This window comes from Streptosporangium vulgare (genome assembly GCF_042428775.1).
Lineage (GTDB): Bacteria > Actinomycetota > Actinomycetes > Streptosporangiales > Streptosporangiaceae > Streptosporangium > Streptosporangium vulgare.
Genome location: NZ_JBHMBS010000020.1, coordinates 96,673 through 118,987, shown reverse-complemented (window position 1 = coordinate 118,987; position 22,315 = coordinate 96,673). Strand labels below are relative to the sequence as shown.

At 70.8% G+C, this 22,315-nt stretch carries 25 protein-coding genes; 12 read left to right on the top strand and 13 right to left on the bottom strand.

Annotation, left to right across the window (positions count from 1 at the left end):
- The first annotated feature begins 157 nt into the window (after positions 1–157).
- Positions 158–2,278, top strand: a complete 2,121-nt coding sequence (gene glgX / locus ACFFRH_RS32000) for a glycogen debranching protein GlgX (RefSeq protein ID WP_344746670.1) — start codon at positions 158–160, stop codon at positions 2,276–2,278.
- Between the two features lie 22 nt (positions 2,279–2,300).
- On the opposite strand, the gene ACFFRH_RS31995 is transcribed toward glgX, so the two are convergent.
- Complete coding sequence (locus ACFFRH_RS31995) at positions 2,301–2,705, bottom strand: hypothetical protein (RefSeq protein WP_344746671.1); 405 nt, start codon at positions 2,703–2,705, stop codon at positions 2,301–2,303.
- 273 nt (positions 2,706–2,978) lie between these two features.
- On the opposite strand from ACFFRH_RS31995, the gene ACFFRH_RS31990 reads away from it, so the two are divergent.
- The 4 genes from ACFFRH_RS31990 (at position 2,979) to ACFFRH_RS31975 (ending at position 5,818) form a co-directional block, all read left to right on the top strand.
- On the top strand, positions 2,979–3,716 hold the full coding sequence (locus ACFFRH_RS31990; protein ID WP_344746672.1) for a pyrimidine reductase family protein: 738 nt from the start codon (positions 2,979–2,981) through the stop codon (positions 3,714–3,716).
- A gap of 281 nt (positions 3,717–3,997) precedes the next feature.
- Positions 3,998–4,369 (top strand): hypothetical protein, encoded by a 372-nt coding sequence (locus tag ACFFRH_RS31985; RefSeq protein WP_344746673.1) that lies wholly within the window; start codon positions 3,998–4,000, stop codon positions 4,367–4,369.
- 233 nt (positions 4,370–4,602) lie between these two features.
- Positions 4,603–4,992: a hypothetical protein gene (locus ACFFRH_RS31980; RefSeq protein ID WP_344746674.1), complete on the top strand. Its 390-nt coding sequence runs from the start codon at positions 4,603–4,605 to the stop codon at positions 4,990–4,992.
- A gap of 16 nt (positions 4,993–5,008) precedes the next feature.
- Positions 5,009–5,818, top strand: a complete 810-nt coding sequence (locus ACFFRH_RS31975) for a hypothetical protein (RefSeq protein WP_344746675.1) — start codon at positions 5,009–5,011, stop codon at positions 5,816–5,818.
- Between the two features lie 238 nt (positions 5,819–6,056).
- On the opposite strand, the gene ACFFRH_RS31970 is transcribed toward ACFFRH_RS31975, so the two are convergent.
- Positions 6,057–6,509: a YbaB/EbfC family nucleoid-associated protein gene (locus tag ACFFRH_RS31970; RefSeq protein WP_344746676.1), complete on the bottom strand. Its 453-nt coding sequence runs from the start codon at positions 6,507–6,509 to the stop codon at positions 6,057–6,059.
- A 169-nt stretch (positions 6,510–6,678) separates the two neighbouring features.
- Positions 6,679–7,176 (bottom strand): NUDIX hydrolase, encoded by a 498-nt coding sequence (locus ACFFRH_RS31965; protein ID WP_344746677.1) that lies wholly within the window; start codon positions 7,174–7,176, stop codon positions 6,679–6,681.
- A 546-nt stretch (positions 7,177–7,722) separates the two neighbouring features.
- Here ACFFRH_RS31965 and msrB point away from each other — a divergent pair.
- The gene (msrB, locus tag ACFFRH_RS31960; protein WP_344746678.1) at positions 7,723–8,124 is read left to right on the top strand and encodes a peptide-methionine (R)-S-oxide reductase MsrB; all 402 of its coding nucleotides are present in this window, start codon (positions 7,723–7,725) and stop codon (positions 8,122–8,124) included.
- A gap of 171 nt (positions 8,125–8,295) precedes the next feature.
- Positions 8,296–8,451: a hypothetical protein gene (locus tag ACFFRH_RS31955; protein ID WP_344746679.1), complete on the top strand. Its 156-nt coding sequence runs from the start codon at positions 8,296–8,298 to the stop codon at positions 8,449–8,451.
- Here the strand turns inward: ACFFRH_RS31955 and ACFFRH_RS31950 are convergent.
- From ACFFRH_RS31950 to hemG, 3 genes are all read right to left on the bottom strand, one after another.
- On the bottom strand, positions 8,433–9,002 hold the full coding sequence (locus ACFFRH_RS31950) for a hypothetical protein (RefSeq protein WP_344746680.1): 570 nt from the start codon (positions 9,000–9,002) through the stop codon (positions 8,433–8,435). The genes ACFFRH_RS31955 and ACFFRH_RS31950 overlap by 19 nt on opposite strands.
- A gap of 413 nt (positions 9,003–9,415) precedes the next feature.
- Entirely contained in the window at positions 9,416–10,117 is a 702-nt protein-coding gene (hemQ, locus tag ACFFRH_RS31945) for a hydrogen peroxide-dependent heme synthase (RefSeq protein ID WP_344746681.1), read from the bottom strand.
- 2 nt (positions 10,118–10,119) lie between these two features.
- Positions 10,120–11,562, bottom strand: coding sequence for a protoporphyrinogen oxidase (hemG, locus tag ACFFRH_RS31940; protein WP_344746682.1), 1,443 nt, complete (start codon positions 11,560–11,562; stop codon positions 10,120–10,122).
- Between the two features lie 147 nt (positions 11,563–11,709).
- Between hemG and ACFFRH_RS31935 the strand changes: the two genes are divergently transcribed.
- Positions 11,710–12,771, top strand: a complete 1,062-nt coding sequence (locus ACFFRH_RS31935) for a DUF4349 domain-containing protein (RefSeq protein WP_344746683.1) — start codon at positions 11,710–11,712, stop codon at positions 12,769–12,771.
- A 35-nt stretch (positions 12,772–12,806) separates the two neighbouring features.
- Here the strand turns inward: ACFFRH_RS31935 and hemE are convergent, their stop codons facing one another.
- Positions 12,807–13,844, bottom strand: a complete 1,038-nt coding sequence (gene hemE, locus ACFFRH_RS31930; RefSeq protein WP_344746684.1) for a uroporphyrinogen decarboxylase — start codon at positions 13,842–13,844, stop codon at positions 12,807–12,809.
- Positions 13,845–14,264: 420 nt separating this feature from the next.
- Positions 14,265–14,399: a hypothetical protein gene (locus tag ACFFRH_RS31925; RefSeq protein WP_344746685.1), complete on the bottom strand. Its 135-nt coding sequence runs from the start codon at positions 14,397–14,399 to the stop codon at positions 14,265–14,267.
- 141 nt (positions 14,400–14,540) lie between these two features.
- On the opposite strand from ACFFRH_RS31925, the gene ACFFRH_RS31920 reads away from it, so the two are divergent.
- Together ACFFRH_RS31920 and ACFFRH_RS31915 are read left to right on the top strand one after the other, a co-directional pair.
- Positions 14,541–15,134 (top strand): DUF3000 domain-containing protein, encoded by a 594-nt coding sequence (locus ACFFRH_RS31920; RefSeq protein ID WP_344746686.1) that lies wholly within the window; start codon positions 14,541–14,543, stop codon positions 15,132–15,134.
- A complete protein-coding gene (locus ACFFRH_RS31915) occupies positions 15,131–16,357 on the top strand; it encodes an HRDC domain-containing protein (RefSeq protein WP_344746687.1) in 1,227 nt (408 codons plus the stop codon). The genes ACFFRH_RS31920 and ACFFRH_RS31915 overlap by 4 nt, the downstream gene beginning before the upstream one ends.
- A 99-nt stretch (positions 16,358–16,456) precedes the next feature.
- Here ACFFRH_RS31915 and ACFFRH_RS31910 read toward each other — a convergent pair whose 3' ends face one another.
- Positions 16,457–16,942 (bottom strand): ATP-binding protein, encoded by a 486-nt coding sequence (locus ACFFRH_RS31910; RefSeq protein WP_344746688.1) that lies wholly within the window; start codon positions 16,940–16,942, stop codon positions 16,457–16,459.
- Positions 16,943–17,147: 205 nt separating this feature from the next.
- Positions 17,148–17,507 (bottom strand): substrate-binding domain-containing protein, encoded by a 360-nt coding sequence (locus ACFFRH_RS31905; RefSeq protein WP_344746689.1) that lies wholly within the window; start codon positions 17,505–17,507, stop codon positions 17,148–17,150.
- A gap of 100 nt (positions 17,508–17,607) precedes the next feature.
- Between ACFFRH_RS31905 and ACFFRH_RS31900 the strand changes: the two genes are divergently transcribed.
- Positions 17,608–18,606: a carbohydrate ABC transporter permease gene (locus ACFFRH_RS31900; RefSeq protein ID WP_344746690.1), complete on the top strand. Its 999-nt coding sequence runs from the start codon at positions 17,608–17,610 to the stop codon at positions 18,604–18,606.
- A 70-nt stretch (positions 18,607–18,676) separates the two neighbouring features.
- Here ACFFRH_RS31900 and ACFFRH_RS31895 read toward each other — a convergent pair whose 3' ends face one another.
- Positions 18,677–18,847, bottom strand: a complete 171-nt coding sequence (locus tag ACFFRH_RS31895; RefSeq protein ID WP_386161184.1) for a hypothetical protein — start codon at positions 18,845–18,847, stop codon at positions 18,677–18,679.
- Between the two features lie 188 nt (positions 18,848–19,035).
- Here ACFFRH_RS31895 and ACFFRH_RS31890 point away from each other — a divergent pair, with 188 nt between their 5' ends.
- A complete protein-coding gene (locus ACFFRH_RS31890) occupies positions 19,036–20,484 on the top strand; it encodes a glycosyl hydrolase family 95 catalytic domain-containing protein (protein WP_512701137.1) in 1,449 nt (482 codons plus the stop codon).
- 140 nt (positions 20,485–20,624) lie between these two features.
- Here ACFFRH_RS31890 and ACFFRH_RS31880 read toward each other — a convergent pair whose 3' ends face one another.
- Positions 20,625–21,257, bottom strand: a complete 633-nt coding sequence (locus ACFFRH_RS31880) for an HNH endonuclease family protein (protein ID WP_344746692.1) — start codon at positions 21,255–21,257, stop codon at positions 20,625–20,627.
- Positions 21,258–21,522: 265 nt separating this feature from the next.
- A complete protein-coding gene (locus ACFFRH_RS31875) occupies positions 21,523–22,242 on the bottom strand; it encodes a DUF8817 family protein (protein ID WP_344746693.1) in 720 nt (239 codons plus the stop codon).
- Positions 22,243–22,315: the final 73 nt, after the last annotated feature.

Below are 22,315 nucleotides of genomic sequence, written 5' to 3'. Positions count from 1 at the left end.
ACCCCTGCGGTCACGCGTGGTCGCGCGGCACGTACGGAAACGGTAGGTACGGAAAGCACGCCATACCCCGCATACGAAACTCCTCTTTACCACCTTAAAGTGACAGAGGCGGAAACACCCTGCACACAGGGTGCCTGACCAGAGGAGAAAGGGTCACATGCGCGCAGTCTGGCCGGGAGAGTCCTATCCGCTCGGCGCCACCTGGGATGGTGTGGGCGCCAACTTCTCACTGTTCTCCGAGGTAGCGGAGCGTGTCGAACTCTGCCTTTTCGGGGACGACGGCCGCGAGGAGCGTGTCGAGCTGACCGAGGTCGACGGATTCGTCTGGCACGGCTACGTCCCGGGGATCATGCCGGGACAGCGGTACGGCTACCGCGTCCACGGCCCCTACAACCCCTCCCAGGGACACCGCTGCAACCCTTCCAAGCTGCTCCTCGATCCCTACGCCAAGGCCGTCGAGGGTGACGTGAAGTGGAACGAGGCGATGTTCTCGTACCAGTTCACCGATCCGGGCAACCGCAACGACGAGGACACCGCCCCCTTCATGCCGAAGAACGTGGTGATCAACCCGTTCTTCGAGTGGGGCAACGACCGGTCGCCCCGGACGCCGTACCACCAGACCGTCATCTACGAGGCGCACGTGCGCGGGCTCACGATGCGCCACCCCGCGGTGCCCGAGGAGCAGCGCGGCACCTACGCGGGGCTGGGCCACCCGGCGGTCATCGAGCACCTGCTGAGCCTGGGCGTCACCGCGGTGGAGCTGATGCCGGTGCACCAGTACGTGCCCGAGCACGCGATGGTCGCCCGGGGGCTGACCAACTACTGGGGCTACAACACGATCGCCTACCTGGCCCCGCACGCCGCCTACTCCGGCTCGGGCCAGCGCGGCGAGCAGGTGCTGGAGTTCAAGGCGATGGTGCGGGCGCTGCACGAGGCGGGGATCGAGGTCATCCTCGACGTGGTCTACAACCACACCGCCGAGGGCGACCACATGGGGCCCACGCTGGGCTTCCGCGGCATCGACAACCGCTCCTACTACCGCCTGCACGACGGCGACCGGCGCTACTACCTCGACTACACCGGCTGCGGGAACTCCCTCAACGTCCGCTCGCCGCACGCCCTCCAGCTGATCATGGACTCGCTGCGCTACTGGGTGCTGGAGATGCACGTGGACGGCTTCAGGTTCGACCTGGCCTCCGCCCTCGCCCGCGAGCTGCACGACGTCGACCGGCTGAGCGCCTTCTTCGACCTGATCCAGCAGGACCCGGTGATCTCCCAGGTGAAGCTGATCGCCGAACCGTGGGACGTGGGGCCCGGCGGCTACCAGGTGGGCAACTTCCCGCCGCTGTGGATGGAGTGGAACGGCAAGTACCGCGACAGCGTGCGCGACTTCTGGCGCGGGAGCGGGTCCGCGCTGCCGGAGTTCGCCTCCCGGCTGACCGGGTCCGCCGACCTCTACGCCATCTCGGGGCGCCGCCCGGTGGCTTCCATCAACTTCGTCACCTGCCACGACGGGTTCACCCTGACCGACCTGGTCTCCTACGACCACAAGCACAACGAGGCCAACAAGGAGAACAACCGCGACGGCACCGACGACAACCGGTCGTGGAACTGCGGGGCCGAGGGCCCGGTGGAGGACCCGGAGATCGTGAACCTGCGCCGCCGACAGCGCCGCAACCTCCTGGTCACCCTGTTCATCTCCCAGGGCGTGCCGATGCTGCTGGCCGGCGACGAGTTCGGCAGGACCCAGTACGGCAACAACAACGCCTACTGCCAGGACAACGAGATCTCCTGGATCGACTGGTCGCTGGCCGACAACGAGGCGGACCTCCTCGACTTCGTCAGGAGCCTGTCCAAGCTGCGGCGCGAGCACCCCGTGTTCCAGCGGCGCCGTTTCTTCCACGGCCACAAGGCCGACGACGGGACCCGCGACATCGTCTGGCTCACCCCGTCCGGCGAGGAGATGTCGGCCGGTGACTGGCACACCGGCTACGCCAAGTCGCTCACCGTCTTCCTGAACGGCGACGCCATCACCGAACCGGGCACGCGCGGCGAACGCATCGCGGACGACTCGTTCCTGCTCCTGATCAACGCCCACCACGAGGACATGTCCTTCACCCTGCCCGAGGCGAAGTACGGCAAGCGGTGGCAGCGCGTGCTGGACACCGCGGACGACGGTCCCGGCGAGTCCCCGTTCGCCGAGGAGTCGTGGCCGGCCGACGCCTCGGTGGAGGTGACCGCGCGCTCGGTGCGGATCCTGCGCTGCGCGCGCCTGTAGGGCACCTCGCCCTCGAAGACCCTCAGGTGCCGGACGCGACCGCGGCGGTGAGCAGGACGAGCACGAAGGTCGCCACCCCCACGGCGCCGTGCAGCAGGACGGCGACCATGGGGAAGCGCTGCTCGGCGCCGCGGGCGTGGCGGCCACCGCCCAGCCAGCGGGTGAACATCGTGAAGCCCAGCAGCGCGGAGGCCGAGAGCACGCCGAACGACAACCAGGCGAAGAGCGGATCCAGGCTGAGCACGTAGACGACCCAGCAGGCCAGGGCGGAGACCGCCAGGAGCGGATGAGCGAAGATCAGCAATGTCGGAAAGCGAGTGACCTTGGTCGCCTGCTGGCGCAACCCTCCCCCGGAGAGCCACACGTACAGCAGGTAGATCCCGACCATCGCGGTGATCGACCAAGTCACGATCGCGACAAGCCCCACACAACCCTCCCGTGTCTCCCAGAATGAATCATGTATCGGGAGCCCACCGAAGTCACTACAAGCCGTCACAACCGTTATCGGCCATGTTGGGAAAGCTCACAGGCCGCTTTCACGCGGAGATAGGGCACCGGGGCGGGGCGACCTCGGCACGGAGGCGAGATGGTTCCCGTGCGGAGATTCCAGTGGCCTCCGAGCGAAGGCGAGGTGGTTCCCGTGCGAAGGTTGGACGGCCTCCGTGCGGAGGCGAGGTGGTCACCGTGCGAAGGTGGGGCAATGCGCCTCATCCACCCCGAGACCTCGGCCGAGGTCGACCTCGCGCGAGCCTACGCCTACCCGGCCGGCCCGTGCCTCCGGATCAACATGGTCGCCAGCGCCGACGGCGGGACCTGGCTGAAGGGGTTGTCGGGCGAGCTGTCCGGCAGGGGTGACCGCCACGTCTTCTGGGTGCTGCGCGGGCTGGCCGACGTCGTCCTGGCCGGGGCGGCGACCGTACGGGCCGAGGGGTACGGCCCGGCACGGCCCAGGCCGTCGTGGCGGGGGCTGCGCGAGGGCCGCCCGGCCGCCCCGCCGGTGGCGGTGATCACTCGCGGGCTCGACCTCGACCTGTCGGGTCCGCTGTTCGCCGAGGCGGAGCCGTACGCGCGGACGATCGTCATCACCTGCGAGGCCGCGCCGAGGGAACGCCGTGAGGAGGCCGCCAGGCACGCCGACGTGATCGTGGCCGGGGACGAGCGGGTGGATCCGGCGCTGGCGATGCGGGAGCTCACCGAGCGCGGCCTGACCCGGGTGCTGTGCGAGGGCGGCCCCAGGGTCAACGCCCAGCTGGCCGCCGCGGACCTGGTCGACGAGCTCTGCCTCACGGTGAGCCCGGTGCTGATCGGCGGGGACGCCGCCAGGGTCCTCGACGGCCCGTCCTCGCTCACGCGCCTGCGCCTGGCCCACGTCCTGGAGGACGAGGGGTTCCTCTTCACCCGGTACGTCCGGCGGCCCGGGGAGTCCGTGAGTCCCTGAGTTCCCGACTCCCTGAGCTCCTGGATCCCTGGATCCCTGGATCCCTGGATCCCTGAGAGCGTGGCTTCCCGACCTCCGGTTCCCCCGGCCCCGACGTTCCCCGGCACCTGGTTTCCCGTCCCCGGGACTCCGGGTGCCCTGTGGCACCGGGAACTCTCGGCACAAAAAGAGGCGGCACAGGGCGGCACGGGGGCGGCACAGGATTCGGAAAACTCCGGTGTCCGCGAGGCTGGGACAACGTTCGTATGGACATTCTCGCAAAGAAACGATATATCTCGAATATGCCTCGAACATCCCCCTCCGGTGATGAACTACGCGCCTCGATCGAGGCCCGCCGGCACCTCGGGCCGGAATACGAAGACTCCCTCGTCGAGGGTTTCCTGGAGAAGGTGGACCAGGAGATCGACAAGCGGGTGGACGACCGGCTCGCCGCCCGCGCGGGCAAGGAGAGTCCCGCGGTCCGTCCGTCCCTGGACGCCGGGCAGCGACTGGCCCTGGCGATCATCTCCCTCGGGCTCGGCGTGCCGGGGACGGTCGCGACGTCCTTCTCCGGCCTGGACGACTCGCTCCTCGGGTTCGTCCTGGTGCTCATGTGGGTCGGGATCATCGGCGTGAACGTGTCGTTCACCCTCGGGCGGCGCCGCCAGGGCTGACCTCCACCACCCGCTCTCGCTCCCGCTCCCGCGCCTGGCAGGCGCCCCGGGAGGTTTCCCGGCACGGTCGAATCCCGTCACCCGTGCCGGGTATTTTTTGATCTTTGTCACAAAGATCGAGAGATGTCTGTGATGTTGATGCCACTCCTGGTTTACTCCTCGTTCATGGACAGGAAATCCGGAGTCGTGCCACGGGGGCGTGGCGCGCATGACATCCAGGAGGCCGGTGCACGGTGGTCGACGTCAACACCGAGGCCCTCAAGGCCGCGACCCAGAACTTGATCAGCACCCTCCGTCCCATCGCGGAGCAGGTCGACACCCTGGCCGGGGGCACCCATCTCGATCCGCTCCAGTGGGGCGTCATCGGCGCGGTCACGGTGGCCAACAACTACACGCCGGCCCGCGAGTACCAGTCCAAGCAGGCCGCCGACTTCGTCAAATGCCTCGACGGCATCAACGCGGGACTGCTCAGCGTGGTGCTCCACTACCGGGAGGCCGAGCTGGCGACCGCCACGCGCGTACAGGACGCGCAGAAGATGGCCGACCTCCCAGGCAAGATCGCCCTGGACAGGTCCGACCTCGAAACGGCGACGAAGGGCAAGGACTTGGGGCCCACGGACTAGGCGGAGGGGAGGCCCCATGGCGGGCGAAGAGGCTTTCACCGGTGCCCTCGCCGAGGGCGCCGTCATCGGCGGGATGAAGGTCCTGGGCACGTACGGCCCCGCGTGGGCCGCCAGCCTGGCGAAGATCCAGCTGGCCGGAACGCTGGCGAGACCCGCGGCGGGCGCGGCGGCCGTATGGCTGCTCGCCCAGCCGTGGGGCGACGAGGCGATCACCAAGGTCTTCAACGACTGGCGCACGATCAACCTGAAGATCATGCACCTGCGGACCAGGGAGTGGGACGACGAACTCAAGGCGGTCCAGGCCGCCTGGCCGGAGGGCGCGGACCGCAAGGCCTTCGACACGTTCATGGGCGTGGTCTACCAGGAGGTCCAGCAACTGGAGACGGCCGCGCTGCAGATGGCCAACGCGGTGCAGAGCGCCCAGTCGGACATCTCCAAGATCGTCAACAACGCCGGGGTGGTCGTCGACAGCCTCCTGGGCATCATCATCGCCTCGGAGATCGCCGAGCTGATCGGCAAGCGCCTGATGGTCTCGCCCAACCCGGCGACCATCGCGGTGGGTACCGCGATGGTGGCGGCGGCCCAGGCCACCCAGGCGTCGTCAGGGCTGCTGCTGATGGGCACCGCGGTCAACACGATCGTCGGCGCGACGGCGGCCATCATCTTCAGCATGGGCAACCTGACCGCGCTGATGAGCGCGGACAACCAGTTCCCCATGCCGCAGGCCAACCTCGACAGCGACGGCACGGACGGCAAGACGGACTTCGACGACATCACACGCAGGAGCGCGACCAAATCACCGGGTGAGGGCTGGTCCTACACCTGATCGCGCACGTGGGGCGGGGGCCGGAGCGCCCCCGCCCCACGTCCTGTACGGCCGCCTCAGCTCTCACACCTGCCGCGCATCCCCGTAGGCCGCGACAGGTCCCGTAATGGCCGCACGTCTCGTACAGCCACGTCAGACCTGTACCTGCCGCGCGGCTCGCACGGCCGCGTCAGCTCTCACAGTGGCCGCGCGGCTCGTGCGACCGCATCAGCTCTGGCCCGTCTCTCGCACGGCCGCGTCAGCTCTCGTACTTGTCGCGCAGCTCCCGCAGGCTCCGCAGCGCCTCGGAGACCTGCGGGTCAGCGGCGACGCCGGCTCCCGGGGCGAGGGTGGGCATCCGTCCCTGCAGTGCCTCGCTGAACCCCGTCATGCCGCCGAGCAGGGGCGCCAGCACCTCGTTCATCCGGGCGGCGGCCACCTTCGAGGCCTCCCCGACGGCCTCCATGATCGCCTCTCCCAGCGCCTCCGAGCCCAGCCTCATGGCCCTGGGGTTGATGTCGACGCCCAGCAGGGCCCCGCCGGGGGCGACCTCCACCTTCACCAGCCCGTCGGCCGCCTCGCCGTGGGCCCGCATCCCGGCGAGCTCCTCGTGCATCCCCTCGTACCGCGCCGAGAGTTTGTCGAACCCCTCCGCCAGCCGGTCCACCTCAGGGTCGCCCGTCCGCCCGAAGCGGCCGTCAGCCGTGGTCATCCGATCCTCCCGTGAACAACTCAAGATCAAAGAACGCCACCTGCACTCTATTACTCCATCGCACGACAACACGGGCATACAGCCCTCATCACTCCGCATGACGGCGTACGACGGCAGACCCCGCGTACCGCCTTCCCCTGATGACGGCGAGGCTCTCGCCGAGCGCCGGTCAGGCGTGCGCGGCCGACCAGCCGAGGTGGGGGGCCGCGTGGGCGAGGAGGCCCGGCAGCGCGGGGTGGAGGCCGGCCGGCAGCTCCCCCTCACCGAACCAGGTGAGGTTCCCGATGCGGTCCGGCTCCGACGGCGTGACCTCCCGCGGGTCGACCAGCACCGCGAACTGGACGGACACCCAGTGCGTCAGCAGCTCGCCCGAGGTCCGCCTCACGTTGGCCACTCCCACCTGGACCAGGTCCAGGACGGTGGCGCCGAACTCCTCCCGGACCTCGCGCCGGACGCACTCCTCGAAGTCCTCGCCGAACCCGAGCTCGCCCGCCCCGGAGTCCCACACCTCGCGGCTGTCCCGCGCCCCGGGGCCGCGCAGGTGCAGAAGGACGCGGCCCTCGCCGTCGTGGCAGACGAAGCTGCAGCTGACCCCGATGTGGGAACGGCCTGCCGGGCGGGGGTCGACGGGGGCCGGATCATCGTGGGCGCGGTCGCGGTCGTTCAAGGAGGGCCGTCCTGGGTGAGGGGAGGCGCGGGCGTCCGCCCGCCGGTCGGGATCAACCGTAGACCAGCCCGGAGCCGGACCGTCGCGACGGAAGCGGGTGGGTCCGCCCCGGAGCCGCCACGGCGGCGGGACCGGGCACTCAACGGGACGGACCGCACAATCACCTGCCGTACCCACCGGCGTCCAGGCGCTGGCGCGCCACCCGGACCGCGGCATTTTGGCCGATCCGCGACGTGCGGGACGGCCGGGCAGATGATTTCACCCCTCAACGGGAAGGTGAATCACCCTCCACATCTTTAAAGACGCCAAAACGGTCACCAAAGGATGCTTCGCCCATCAAGATTTTTCCGGGCCCGTCATCCGGGCTCACCCATCCGGGCGCGTCATCCAGGTGCCCCGCCCCGCATACCACCCGGGTCACCATCCAGGTCACCACCCGAGCGCACCATCTGGGCGTACCCTCCGGGCGTCCCGGCCGGGCGTCCCGGTGCCGGACGCCCGGGACTCGTCCCGCCGCCCGCTTCGGCGACAACATAGGCTGGTGGAATGGACAAGGTGGTAAAGAGCGACGCCGAGTGGCGCGTCCAGCTCTCTCCGGAGGAGTTCCGCGTGCTCCGCCAGGCGGGGACCGAGCGCCCCTTCACCGGAGAGTACGTCGACACCAAGACAGTGGGCGTCTACAGCTGCCGGGCCTGCGGCACCGAACTGTTCCGGTCCGACACCAAATTCGACAGCCATTGCGGCTGGCCCAGCTTCTACGAGCCGTCGAAGTCCGAGGCGGTGACGCTGATCGAGGACCGCTCGATGGGCATGACCCGCGTCGAGGTCAGGTGCGCGACCTGCGACTCCCACCTCGGCCACGTGTTCCACGGCGAGGGCTACGGGACGCCCACCGACGACCGCTACTGCATCAACTCCGTCTCGCTGAGGCTGGAGCCCGTCGAGTAAGCTACCGGCTCACATGCCGAGGCCCCGCCGGACCGTCCTCCGGCGGGGCCTTCACGCGCTCGGACAGTCACATCGCTCCGTCCGGAAGGTTAGCCTTCCGCCAGGAGGGGCAAAGCGAGATGACGCGTAGCACTCGGACATCTCCGTAGCGTGTTCCTCTAAGGAGTCCCCGTGCATCTCCGCCATAAATGGGAGATCATCGAGACCATCGGCCGGGTGGTCACCCAACGCTGCTCGGTCTGCGGCAGGACCAGGGTCCGGGTGGTCTCGGCGGTGCGCGATGCCGTCCGTCGCGCCCCCGAAGGCGACTACCGCGGGCTCGGATAGGTGAGGCGGCAGTCGGAGTCGTCGGGGCCGAGGACGTTGGCCAGGACCGGGTTGCCGTTCTCCCCGAACTCGGCCTGGACGAAGACCACGGGGCTGGGCATGCCGAGCTCTCCGACGAGATAGTCGACACCCGCCTCGCAGAGCTTGATCGCCTGCTTCGAGTTGTCCGCCGTCTCCGGCAGGTCCGTATATATCCGCAGATAGCCGCCGACCATGCGGATGTCCTTGACCCGCTTGGTCACCTTGCGGCTCTCGAAGTAGGCGACCGCCTTCTTGTCGGTGTGCTTGGAGGGTCCCGACGCCTCGGTCTCCCTGGCCTTCTGGCGCTTCCTCTCGGCCTTGGCGCGCTTCTCGGCCGTCTCCTCGCTCTTCTCGCCCTTCCCGTCCACCTCGGCGGCGACCACCGTGCCGGCCGCGGGGGCCCCGGACGGCACCAGGGCGGCCACCCCGCCGGGAACCGGCGCCCGAGCCGCCTCGCCCGCGGGGGCCGCCTCGCCGGAGAACCATCCGCTCACCGCGAGGGCCCCCACCGCGAAGGCGACGACGGCCACCGAGACCTCGAGAACGTGCGAACGGGACTTCTTCCTTCGGCGCCCCCGAGCACGCCGCCTGGACCGTGCCAGACCTTCGCCCCTTTGCACCCATGGCCTCACATAGACAGGTGATTTTCCCTGAGTATGACAAAGCAAAGGGGCGACAAAGAGACCTTCGCGGGATTATTTTTCCGCCGGGCCGTCACCGGAGTCACATTCTTCACCTCGCGAAACTCCCGGCACTCCCGGAGCCCCCGGAACCCGTGCGGCCCGCCTGGCCCACAGCCTCCGCGAGCGAGGTTCGGCACCTCACGGGCCTCACGGGCCTCACGGGGGATCGGGAAACCGCGCCTCCGCCGCCGGGCCGCACCGGACCCCGGAAGCGACCCCAGAGGCGGAAACGAAGGCGGAGGCGGAGGAACGCGCGAAGACTACGGCAGCGCCGCGATCAGCTCGCTCGGGTGCTTGCGGACCCCCGTGTAGAAGGGGGTCTCCTCACGGGTGTGCCGCCGGGCCTCGGCGCCACGCAGGACCCGCATCAGGTCGACGATGCGGTGCAGCTCGTCGGCCTCGAACGCCAGCATCCACTCGTAGTCGTTCAGCGAGAAGCAGGCGACGGTGTTGGCCCGCACGTCGGGGTAGTCGCGGGCCATCCTGCCGTGCTCGGCGAGCATCCGGCGGCGGTCGGCGTCGTCCAGCAGGTACCACTCCAGGGAGCGCACGAACGGGTAGACGCTCACGTACGCCCGCGGCTCCTCCTCGGCCAGGAAGGCGGGGATGTGCGACTTGTTGAACTCGGCGGGGCGGTGCAGCGCCATCGCCGACCAGACCGGCTCGGCCAGCTGCCCCAGGCCGGTGCGGCGGAAGCGCGAGTAGGTCTCCTGCAGGTCCTCGGCCGTCGGGGCGTGCCACCAGAACATGAAGTCGGCGTCGGCGCGGAAGCCCGCCACGTCGTACAGGCCGCGGGTGACCACGTCCTTCTGCCCCATCTGGGCCATGAGCTCCTCGACCTCGGCGGCCATGCCCTCGCGGTGTCCGGGGCAGCGCTCCTTCATCCCGAAGACCGACCACATCGTGTAGCGGATCACCTGGTTCAGGTCGCGGGCCTTGGGCCGCGGGTTTCCATCCGTCATCGTCACCCCTTTGTCAACGAATCGGTGCTGTCCTGCCATTCTCCCGTGGGATCCAGGTGGTCGAGAATCCGGGCCGCCGCGGTGCGGGCGGTGGCGACGCAGGCGGGGATGCCGAGGCCGTCGTAGGCGGCGCCGCACAGGGCCAGGCCCGGCTGCTCGGCCGTGGCGGCCCGGACGCGGGCCACCCGGTCGAGGTGGCCCACCTCGTACTGCGGCAGGGAACCTCCCCAGCGGGTCAACCGCGAGTCGCGGGGCAGCCCGCGCACGCCCATGACCTCGACCATCTCGGCCATCGCGAGCGCGACCAGCTCCGCGTCGTCACGCTGGAGCACGGCCTCCTCGCCGATCCTGCCGATCGAGCAGCGCAGCAGGACCAGGTTGGGGTCGCTCTCCGCCAGGTGCGGCCACTTGACCGAGCTGAACGTGGCGGCCTTGATCGGGCGCCCGTCGACGGCCGGGACCAGGTAGCCGCTGCCGGTCGGCGGCCTGGGGAACGCCTCGCGCGGATAGGCGAGGGTGACGATGGCCATGCTGGCGTACTCGATCCGGGCCAGCTCGGCGGCGGCCCGGGGCACCTCCTCGGCGAGCAGGCGGCTCGCCGCGGGGGCCGGGACGGCGACGATCACCGCGTCGGCCTCGACGGTCTCCGGAGCGGGGACGGGGCCGGTGACCAGCAGCCAGCCGTTCTCGGTCCTGCGCAGCTCCCTGACCGTGACACCGGTCCTGATCTCGGCTCCCGAGGCGGCGGCGACGGCCTCGGGGAGGCTGCCCATCCCCCGGCTCAGGGTGGTGAAGACGGGGCCGGCGTCCTTGGGGGCGTCGGCGGCGATCTCCCTGGCCGCGGTGAGCAGCGACCGCTCGGACCTGGCCGCGATGGCGATCCTCGGCATGGTCGCGTCCAGCGAGAGCCGATCGGCCCTGCCCGCGTAGACGCCGCCGAGCAGCGGCTCGACGAGCCGGTCGACCACCTCCTCGCCCATCCTGGCCCGGATGTACGCCGCCACCGACACGTCGTTGGTGACGCGCGTGGCCGGGAGGACGTGGTCGAGCGGCACCCGGGCCAGGCCCGCGGGGCTCAGGACGCCCGACCTGGCCAGCGCGAGGACGTCGGAGGGGACGCCCATGACGTGCCCCTCCGGCATGGGCCGCAGCACGCCCCTGCTCAGGATGGCCGCCTTGGTGGTGCCGGGCAGCCTCAGCTCCTCGCCCAGCCCTGCCAGCCTGGCCAGTTCCTTGCCCTCGGGCCGCCGGGCGAGCATCGCCTCGGCCCCCGCGTCCATCGCGACGCCCGCCACCTCGGTGGCGTGGAGCTTTCCGCCGATCCGCGGGGCGCCGTCGAGGACGGTCACCCTGAGGTGCTCGCCACGCCCCCGCAGGTGCCACGCGGCGGCCAGCCCGGCGATCCCGCCGCCGACGACCACCACATGCCTCCGCTTGCCTTCCATGACCCCAGACCGTACCGGTCCCTCCCACCGCCCCCGCATCCCGCCCGGCACCCCTGGCGCCCCCGTGACCCGACGGCGCGCAGAACGTGACGCCATCGTGACTGCCCCTCGCCGAACTCCTCCCCCGCACCCGCCGTCATGATGTTCATGAGCAGATTCCGGTACGGCCCGCGCCTGGCGGTCCCCCTGGTGGGCCTGGCGCTTTTGGTGTCCGCCTGTGGAGGCGGCGAGTTACAGAGCACGTCCGGCGGCGCGGCACCCGCCGCCGACTTCGACGCCGGCGGCTCCGGCGTGCGGGCTCCCGAGGCGGATCCGGCCGCCCGGGAAGCCGCGAACAAGGACGCCGCGCCCTCTGCGTCCCCGGTGTCCCCGGCGTCCCCGGCCGACTCCCGGAACACCGCCCAGGTGCGGGTGGTCCCGGAGGACCGGGCTATCGTCTACACCGCGGAGATGACCGTCAGGGCCAAGGACGTCACCGCCGCGGCGGACCGGGCCCGGCAGATCGTCACCACCGCGGGCGGCTACCTCGCCAGGGAGAGGTCGGACGCCCACTCCGACGGCGAGGGCTCCGCGACCCTGGTCTTCAAGATCCCCCCGGGCGGCTACCCCGGGACGCTCGACCGCCTGGGCAGGGAGCTGGGCACGCGCGAGTCTCTGCAGCAGAACACCAAGGACGTCACCGAGCAGGTGGCCGACGTGGAGAGCCGGCTGAAGTCGGCCAAGGCCGCGCTCGACTCGCTGCGCACGCTGCTGAAGCGGGCCAACACCATCGGCGAGGTGCTCGACGTGGAGCGGGAGGTCTCCAACCGCGAGAGCGAGCTGGAGTCCCTGCAGGCCAGGCAGCGGACCCTCGCCTCGCAGACGAGCATGGCGACGCTGACGCTGAACCTGGTCGGCCCGGCGACGGTGGTGCAGAAGGAGGACGACGAGCCGGCCGGCTTCTTCGGCGGCCTGGAAACGGGGTGGAGCGCCTTCGTCTCCGCCGTCAAGATCGGGCTGACGCTCCTGGGCGTACTGCTCCCCTGGCTGGTCCTGATCGGCCTGGTCTGGCTGGTGCTGGCCCTCCTGCTCCGCCTGCGCCGCGGGGGGCGGGGCGACAGGCCGCTCGCTCCCCCGCCCGCCGACCCGGATCCCGCGCCGGTCGAGGAGGAGGAAGAGGACGAGGGGCCCGTTCCCATGGGCCCGCGAAGGGGCGACACCCCCGGGTGAGCGCCCCGGGTGAACGGGCCCCGGTGGGCGGACGGTCAGCGGGCCGAGACCTCGTGGACGAAGTCGGTGAGGCGGGCCAGCTGGTCGGGGTCGGTGCCGGGCAGCACCCCGTGCCCCAGGTTGAACACGTGGCCCTCGATCTTGGCGGCGCGGGCGAGGATGTCGCCCGCGCGGCGCTCGACGACCTCCCACGGGGCGAGCAGGATCGCCGGGTCGAGGTTGCCCTGCAGCGCCTTGCCGGGCCCGACCCTCAGGGCCGCCTCGTCGAGCGGGACCCGCCAGTCGACGCCCACCACGTCGGCCCCCGCCTCGCCGAGCAGGCCGAGCAGCTCGCCGGTGCCGACGCCGAAGTGGATGCGCGGGGCGCCGAGACCGGCCAGGCCCGCGAAGATCCGGCTGGTGTAGGGGAGGACGAACTCGCGGTAGTCGTCGGGCGAGACCGCCCCCACCCAGGAGTCGAAGAGCTGGACCGCGGAGGCCCCGGCGGCGAGCTGCACGCGCAGGAAGCCCAGGGTGATCTCGGTCAGCCGGTCCATGAGGGCGTGCCACAGCTCGGGCTCGCCGTACATCATGGCCTTGGTGTGGTCGTGGTTCTTGGAGGGGCCGCCCTCGATGAGGTAGGACGCCAGCGTGAACGGCGCCCCCGCGAAACCGATCAGGGGGGTCGCGCCCAGTTCGCCCGTGAGCGCCCGGACGGCCTCGGTGACGTAGGAGACGTCGTCGGGCTCGATCGGGCGCAGCGCCTTGACCGCCTCGGCGTCCCTGATCGGCGCGGCCACCACCGGCCCGACGCCGGGCTTGATGTCGAGGTCGACGCCGATCGCCTTGAGCGGCACGACGATGTCGCTGAAGAGGATGGCCGCGTCCACGCCGTAGCGGCGGACCGGCTGCATCGTGATCTCCACGACCAGCTCGGGGGTGGCGCAGGCCGTGAGCATCGGCACCCCCTCGCGGAGCGCCCGGTACTCGGGCAGCGAGCGACCGGCCTGGCGCATGAACCACACCGGGGTGTGGGAGACGGGCCGGCGGCGGCAGGCGCGCAGGAAAGCGGAGTCGGCGGGCTCGGAAGTCACCCCACCAGGGTGCCATGTCGAGGGACCGGTCGGCCCACCAAGGCCACCGACCGGCGATACCGATACGAAATCACCGGCTATTCAATGAGATCCCGCCTCACACCACCCAGACACCGCCAAGCGATGACAATGATCGCGTCTTACCGGTTTTGAGAGCTTCGTCCATGGAAATCCGATGTTGTTACGCGGCAAGTGTGATCGCGCGGAGCGGAGCGATCATGTTTCCGGGTACAGTTCCTCCCATCGGCGATCCTGGCCCGGCCCCCGGCTGGTCCAAATGTTCGCCAAGTCACCGCGCGGCATCGATTCCCGCACCACTTTGGGGACACGCCGAGCACGCTGCGCGGAAATGTCGGCGCGACGTGCCAACGTCGGACCACGACCCGACGAAAGGCCCGTGCGATGTCCACCATGTGGAGTTCACCCGAACATCGCGGTGAGCACCGTGCCTCCTGCGCCCGCGGGCGGGTTCCCGAACCACGATCCCACCCCGGCGATCACGGCCCGGGCGGCCACCGGGAACGGCCCGGTGCCCGACGGATCCTCGCCGGGCACGGCCACGCGCTCTTTCCGGGAGTTCCCGTCGGCGGGGTCACCCCCGCCCTCCGCAGGCCGGCATCGGCTTGATCGGTTCCCATGGCTCCTACACACACCCCAGTGGTCCCCATGCGCTCAGTTTCGACCTACGCTTCCGATATGACCATCGGTGACGCGCCCGCCCCCGCCGCCTTCAGGCGCGCGGTGGCGAGCCTGCGCCCGGCGGAGGTCAGGCCGGAGATCGAGCTGGAGGACATCCCGGCCCCGCAGCGCCTGGCCCCCTACTCGGCCGCGATCGGCGCCTCGGTGTACCGCGACGACGACGAGCTCGCGGTCGGCCGCCTCATCGTGCTCTTCGACCCCGACGGCCAGCGCGGCTGGGACGGCCAGTTCCGGCTCGTCGCCTACGTGCGGGCCGACATGGAACCGGAGATCACCGAGGACCCGCTGCTCGGCCCCGTCGCGTGGAGCTGGCTCACCGAGTCGCTCGACGCGCACGACGCCGGATACGCCGCCGCCGGGGGCACCGTCACCCGGGCGGTCTCCGAGGGCTTCGGCAACAAGGCCGACGACCCGGTGACCACCGAGCTGGAGCTGCGCGCCTCCTGGTCCCCGCTGCAGGAGGACCTCTCCGGCCATGTCGCCGCCTGGTGCGACCTGATGTGCCTCGCCGCGGGCATACCACCCCTGCCACCCGACGTGGCGGCGCTGCCGCCGCGCCGTCGCGAAGATCCGGAGCCCTTCAGAACGTGACCGATGAGACGACCGTAGTCCCGCTGCTGGAACCTCGTGAGGGAATCCCACCCGTCGTCGAGGACCCGGCCGCTCTCGCGCGCGTGGTGCGCGCCTTCGCCGAGGGCACCGGCCCCGTCGCCGTCGACGCCGAGCGCGCCTCCGGCTACCGCTACAGCGGCCGCGCCTACCTGGTCCAGCTGCGCCGCGCCGGCGCGGGCAGCGCCCTGATCGACCCCATCCGCTGCCCCGACCTGTCGGGGCTCGACGCGGCGCTGGCCGACGCGGAGATCGTGCTGCACGCGGCCTCCCAGGACCTGCCCTGCCTGGCGGAGGTGGGCTTCCACCCGCGCGAGCTGTTCGACACCGAGCTGGCCGGCCGGCTGCTCGGCTACGAGCGGGTCGGGCTCGGCCTGATGGTGGAGAACGTCCTCGGGTTCAGGCTGGAGAAGGGTCACTCGGCCGCCGACTGGTCCACCCGCCCGCTGCCGGAAGACTGGCTGCGCTACGCCGCGCTCGACGTCGAGGTCCTGATCGAGCTCCGCGACATCCTGTACGAGGAGCTGGCCTCCAGCGGCAAGCTCGCCTGGGCGCGGGAGGAGTTCGCCGCCGTGCTCGCGCACAAGGCCCCCGCCCCGCGCTCCGACCCGTGGCGGCGCACCTCGGGGATCCACAAGGTCCGCTCGCTGCGCGGGCTCGCGGTGGTGCGGGAGCTGTGGACGCTCCGTGACGGGCTCGCCCGCGAGTCCGACGTCGCCCCCGGCCGGGTCCTGCCCGACTCGGCGATCGTGACGGCCGCCCTGGAGCTGCCCCGCACCACCAAGGCGCTCACCGACATCCCGCCGTTCACCGGCCGCAGCGCCCGGCGGCACCTGCGCGACTGGCTGGCCGCGATCGGCACCGCCCGCTCGCTGCCCGAATCGGAGCTGCCGCAGCCCAGCACCCCCGGCGACGGGCCGCCGCCGGCCAACCGGTGGATGGACCGCGACCCGGTGGCCGCCCGCCGCCTCGCCGCCGCCAGGGCCGTGGTGGCCGCGCTCGCCGACGAGCACCACATGCCCGCGGAGAACCTGATCCAGCCCGACGCGGTACGCCGGCTGACCTGGGAACCGCCCCCGGTCATCGACGACGAGGCCGTGGTCGCCCGGCTGCGCGAGCTGGGCGCCCGCGAGTGGCAGATCGGGCTGACCGCCCACCCGATCGCGAAGGCGCTGCTCCGCCTGGAGATCAAGGGGCAGGCGTGAGGCCCCCGCCCTTTACAAAGTAGATCATCGATCGTCCTCCGGGACCCGAGCGGGCACAGTCCGCCCGGGTCCGGCCTCCGCCCCATGGAACGTTCCAGCTCAGTTCCGGCAGGCCCCCGAGAGGGCCCGCGACGGGAGACGTCCCGCCTCGTCCTCCTCCTCCGCGGACAGCCCCGGCCGCACGTAGGGAATCGCGCACCACACCGTCCGGCCCAGCCCCTGGCCGTGCTCGCGGGTCCCCCAGCGCCCGCCGGAGAGCCTGTCGACGATGAGCAGGCCACGCCCGCGCCCGCCCCCGGGAGGCTGGTCTCTCGGGATGTGCGGGACGCGGGAGGCGGAGCCGGGATCGGAGACCTCGACGTGGACGGAGTCGGGGGTGGCGGTCAGCGTCAGGCCGATCAGGTCGTCCACCAGCCCGCGGTCGGCGTGCTCCACGGCGTTCGCCAGCAGTTCCGAGACCACCTGGACGACGTCCGTCAGCAGGACGTGGTCCGGGCCGAGGGCCTCGCGTGTCTCGCGGCGCGCCTGCCCGACCGATTCGTAGGCGCTGTCCAGAAATACCTCCGCGAGCTTTCCCGTTTCCATGCCCGAAGCCCTCCACCTGGTCTCACGAATCTCCGCCGTCACATCCACCCCCGCGGGGTCCCCCCAAAGGACGACTACCCTTCGTGTCCGGCTCGACACGCGACAGGCGCGCGCTTCCGATCGCCTTCCGCGCCCGGGCTCCCCGGGGGCCGTACGGCACGCGACGACGGCAGGGCGACGTTCCCCGACGGGCGGCGCGAGGCCGTCAAGCGCCGGGGGGCGACTCCCCCGAACCCCGCGCGAGGAGTTCCACCGGCACCGTCACGCGGCGGACCGGGCGGCCGGGGTCGGCGATGCGGGCCAGGAGCATGTCGATCGCGGTGCCGCCGATCGTCGTGGCGTCCTGGGCGACCACGGTCAGGTCGGGACGCAGGCTGGTGGCGAGCTCGGAGTCGTCGAACCCGACGATGGCGACGCGCTCCGGGCCGTCCCGGAGACAGCGCAGCACCTCGACGCCGGTGGTGGCGTTCCCCGTGACGACGGCGGTCGCCGGTGACGGTCCCGACAGGGCCGTGCGGACCGCCGCGGCGATCCGGTCCGGCTCGATCCTGCCGGGGTGGACCATCCCCTCGTCGCGGTCCAGGACCTGATCACCGGCGAGAAGCCGACCTCGGAGTTCACGGCCTACCTGGACGACCAGTGGGCGAAGGCGACGCAGTAGCGCCATGACACACACGCGACACGGGGTGCGCGGCGGGGATCCTCCCGCGGCGCACCACCCGCCCTCCCCCAGCGGCCCGAGGCTCGCGGTCGCCCCCGTCCGCGGTCGGCCGCCGCGCGGCCGGCGCCGGGTGAGCGGCAGGATCACCACCTTCGCCCTGTTCGCCCTTCCCGGCCTGCTGGCGTACCTGCTGTTCGTCCTGGTGCCGATCGGCATGACGGCGTACTACAGCCTGACCAACCGCAACCCGTTCAACCCGCCGACCAGGTGGGTGGGGCTGCGCAACTACACCGAGCTGCTGGGCGACGCCGAGTTCCTCAGGGCGCTGGCGAACACCGTCGTGGTGACCGTCATCGTGATGGTGCCGGCCAACGCGGGCGGCCTGCTGATCGCGCAGCTGCTCGACCGGCCCACCCGGCTCTACGTCGCGCTGCGTGGGGTGTTCTTCACCCCCGTGGTGCTGAGCTCGGTGGTGGTCAGCGTCATCTGGCAGGTCGTCCTCACCGACGACGGCCTGCTCAACTCCGCGCTGCGCGGCCTGGGCGTCGAGGACCCGCCCGGCTGGCTGTCCGACCCGGGCATCGCGCTCTACACGATCGCGTGGGTCATCACCTGGCAGATGCTCGGCTTCTGCGTCGTGGTCTACCTCGCCGGGCTGCAGGGCGTGCCGCGCGAGCTGCAGGAGGCGGCGGCCATCGACAGGTGCGGCCCGCTGGCCAGGTTCCGCAACGTCACCTGGCCGATGCTCGCCCCCGCGCTCACCATCAACACGGTGATGCTGCTGATCACCGGCTTCAAGGCGTACGACCAGATCCAGGTCATCACCAACGGCGGCCCCGGCACCGGGACCACGACCACCATGGCCTTCCAGGTGGTGCGGACCTCCTTCAACGGCAACCGCGTCGGCTACGGCTCGGCGATGGCCGCGGTGATGCTCGTGCTGGTCGCGTGCGTCTCGGTGCTCGTGCTCCGCGTGCTGCAACGACGTGAGGTGACCCGATGAACGACGGCCGCGCCCCCTGGCTGCGCCCGGTGATCGCCCTGTTCGGCGGCGCGGTGTTCTTCATGCCGCTCTACCTGGTGCTGGTCAACGTCTTCAAGCACGGCGCGGACATCGTGCCCGACCCGGCGGGCCCGCCCTCGCCGCCGACCACGGACAACATCGCCGCCGTCCTGTCACGCCCGGACAACCTCTTCGTGTACGGCCTGGTCAACAGCGTCGCGGTGACGGCGATCTCGATCACGATCCTCGCGGTGCTGTCGGCGATGCTCGGCCACTACATCGCCCGTTCCCGGCACCTGCTGGCCAAGGTGGTGATGGTCACGCCGCTGTGCGGCCCGCTCATCCCCTCGCCGGTCATCCTCGCCCCGATCACCATGGTGCTGCGGGCGCTGGACCTCGCTCGCCACCCGGCTGGTCGGCGCGAGCCCGGTGGGCGGCCCCACCGCCTCGGGCGCGGCGGCGACGACGGTCTTCGACCTGCCGCCCGGCCAGACCGTCCGCGTCGTGACGGCCGTCGCGGGCGGCGGCCAGAACCCGGCGGACCCGGCACCGGCCGCCCGCGCGCTGGCGGACGGCCAGAGCGGCGGCTCTCTCGACACGCTCTACGACGCGCATGTGGAGTGGTGGAAGCAGTACTGGCTCAAGTCGTACGTCGACCTCAACGACGACGTGCTGGAGAGGTTCTACTACGGGTCGCTGTACCTGATCGGCTCCTCCAGCCGCGCGGGCAAGACGGCCCCCGGCCTCTACGGCGTCTGGGCCACCACCGACTCGCCCCAGTTCAGCGGTGACATGCACCTGAACTACAACTGGATGGCCAACTTCTACGGCGTCTACTCCAGCAACAGGACCGACCTCGCCCTGCCGTACTACGACCTCGTGCAGGCCTACCTGCCCGAGGCGAGGCGGCGGGCGCAGCAGGACCTGAGGCGGGTCAAGCCGGACTACGTCGATGCCCGGTTCCCCTGCGGCGGCGTGCCCGGCGGGGTGCTCTTCCCCGTGGGCATCGCGCCCTTCGGCGCGACCGCCGACGACAACTACCACCAGCAGGTGGTCAACTCGCTGTTCACCGTCTCGCAGTACATCGCCTACTACGACTACACCAGGGACCGGACCTTCCTCACGTCGAAGGCGTACCCCTTCATGAAGGAGGTCGCCGCCTTCTTCCAGCACTACCTGGAGTACGACGCCGGAGCGCAGCGCTACAACCTCTACGGCGAGCCGCACGAGGGCACCTGGGGACGCAACTCCAGCGCCGACCTCGGGCTGCTGCGGAACCTGCTGTCGACGCTGATCGACGCGAGCGTGGAACTCAACGTCGACGCTGGCGACCGAGCCACCTGGACGACCATCCTGCAACGCCTGGCGCCGATCCCGACCACGACCCACAACGGCAGGAAGGTCTACGCCCTCGCCGACCCGGGCACGCTCAGCGACGGCCGCGCCATCCGGCCGGGCGACAACACCGTCAACCTGGAGTTCGTCCATCCCGGCGAGGCGCTCGGGATCAACTCCCCGGCGACCGGCAGACCGCGATCGACACGCTCGACAGAGCGACGGCGGCGTCATGCGGGTCTTCCCCGTGTGGCCGTCGAACAGGAACGCGAGCTTCGTCAAGCTGCGGGAGAAGGACGCCCTGGTCGTCTCCGGCGCGTTCTCCGGCGGGCGCGTGACCTACGTCGACATCACCAGCGAGGCGGGCCGCCAGGTACGCCTGCAGCACCCCTGGCCCGGCCAGACGATCGTGGTCAACCGGGTCGGCGGCGGCACGGTGGCCCACACCGTCAGCGGCAACGTGATCACCTTCCCGACCCAGGCGGGCGCGACGTACACCATCGCGGCCCCGTGACCTCCGCCTTCCCGGGTCGCAGGGCCTGAGCGGCGGCAGCGCGTGACGGGGAGGTCCCCGGTCCCGCCCCCACCCCTGAGCCGGGGCGCGGGACCTGACGCGGGATCTCCCCGTCACGCGGACGGTCACGCGGACGGTCACGCGGACGGTCACGCGGACGGCGGAACGCTCAGCAGGTCGCGAGCATGCCCTGCAGGGCGCTCTTCTCCGAGCTCTGCAGCGTCAGCTTCCAGTAGTACTTCACCTGGATCCACGCCCTGGCGTAGGTGCAGTCGAAGCTTCCCAGCGGCGGCTGCCACGTCGAGGGGTCCTGGTCGCCCTTGGCCTGGTTGACGTTGTCGGTGACCGCCCACAGCTCGGGGCCGCCCAGGTCGTTGGCGTAGGACTGGCGCTGCGCGCTGGTCCAGGCGTAGGCGCCCGAGCGCCACGCCTCGGCGAGCGGCACCATGTGGTCGATGTCGACGTCGCTCGCGGCGGTCCAGGTGGCGCCGTCGAACGGGGAGTACCAGCGGCCGGAGGTGGCCGCGCAGCTGGAGTCGACGACCACTCCCGTACCGTCCCTCTTGAGCACCGTCTCGCGGGTGTTGCAGGCGCCGCTGATGGTGATCCAGTGGTTGAACAGCGACCGGCTGTAGGAGGACTGGTTGCTCTCCGGGGCGACGGTGAGCGTCGCCAGCCTGCTGGCGGCGGTGGCCGCCGAGGGAATGTTGGGCGGGGTCGCCGAGGCACTTCCCGTTGTCAGGGAAACGGCGAGGAGAATCGCCGTGAGGGCAGCGGAAACAACGGTGACGACTCGTTTCACGAGTGGCCCCTTCTGTCGCTCCACCTCGGCCAGTCGGGGGGTCTGGGCACGGCGAGAGGACGACAGACGGAACGTCTCAACTCATGACAAATGCGGAAATGTCATGGTTTGACGACGAGTCAGGACGCGCTTGGTCGGATAGTGCCTTGGTTCGCGATCGGGCGCGTTTGATCTGCGACGACATGACGCGCGGAAACGCGCGGACCTCCCTTTTCCCCGCGAACGCGTCGTGAAGATTGAGTAAACGCCGGAACCCTCGCGAGGCTCAGCCGTCCGAAAGGACCGCCTCGAGGTCGTCGGCCCCGGCCAGCGACTCGGCCAGCCGTTCCCGCTCCGCCGCGTCCAGGGGGATGGCGCGGACGCGGGCCAGCAGCTCGCCCGCCCGCTCGCGGTCGGAGAGCGCCAGGGCCATCTCGGCGCGGTAGACGAGCGCTTCGACGAGGTCCGCGTCCGGCGCGTCCCCGGCTCGCGCCAGCGCGCCGTCGAGGATCTTGGCGGCCTGCCGGTGATCGCCGCGGGAGTCGCCCATGACGACGGCGTTGCGCACCGCCGTGGCGAGCCTGCCGGTCGGGGGTTCCTCCTGGATCGCGTCCTTGGACGAGGGGAAGATCCGAATCCAGTTCCCTCCCGGATCGACGATCGTGAACCCGGCGAGGTTGTCGGCGTTCTTCCGTTTCCTGGGCCTGGTCATCCGGGGGATCCCGGAGATCAGCAGCTTGCCGTACGCGGATCGCATGCCCTCGGCGAAGGCGCTGAAGAGAGCTCCGGTATCGGGGACGGTGATGATGCAGGTGCCGTAGGAGTCTTCCGGGTTGAAGCCCGGCATGGCGAAGAAGTGCAGATGGATGTCCTCCCGCCGTACAACGAGGTACGGGTTCGGGCGAACCTGGTGATAGGTCCTGGTGAAACCCAGTGCGGTGTAGAACTCCTCGATCTCGTCGATCGATCGGCAGGGCAGTGCCGGCACGGTCGTCTCGTTGGCCATCTCGCTCCTCCGGATATGCAGTAGTCAAATTTTACTACTCACCGAGCCGAGTGTAGCGGCGGCCAAGGGAGAG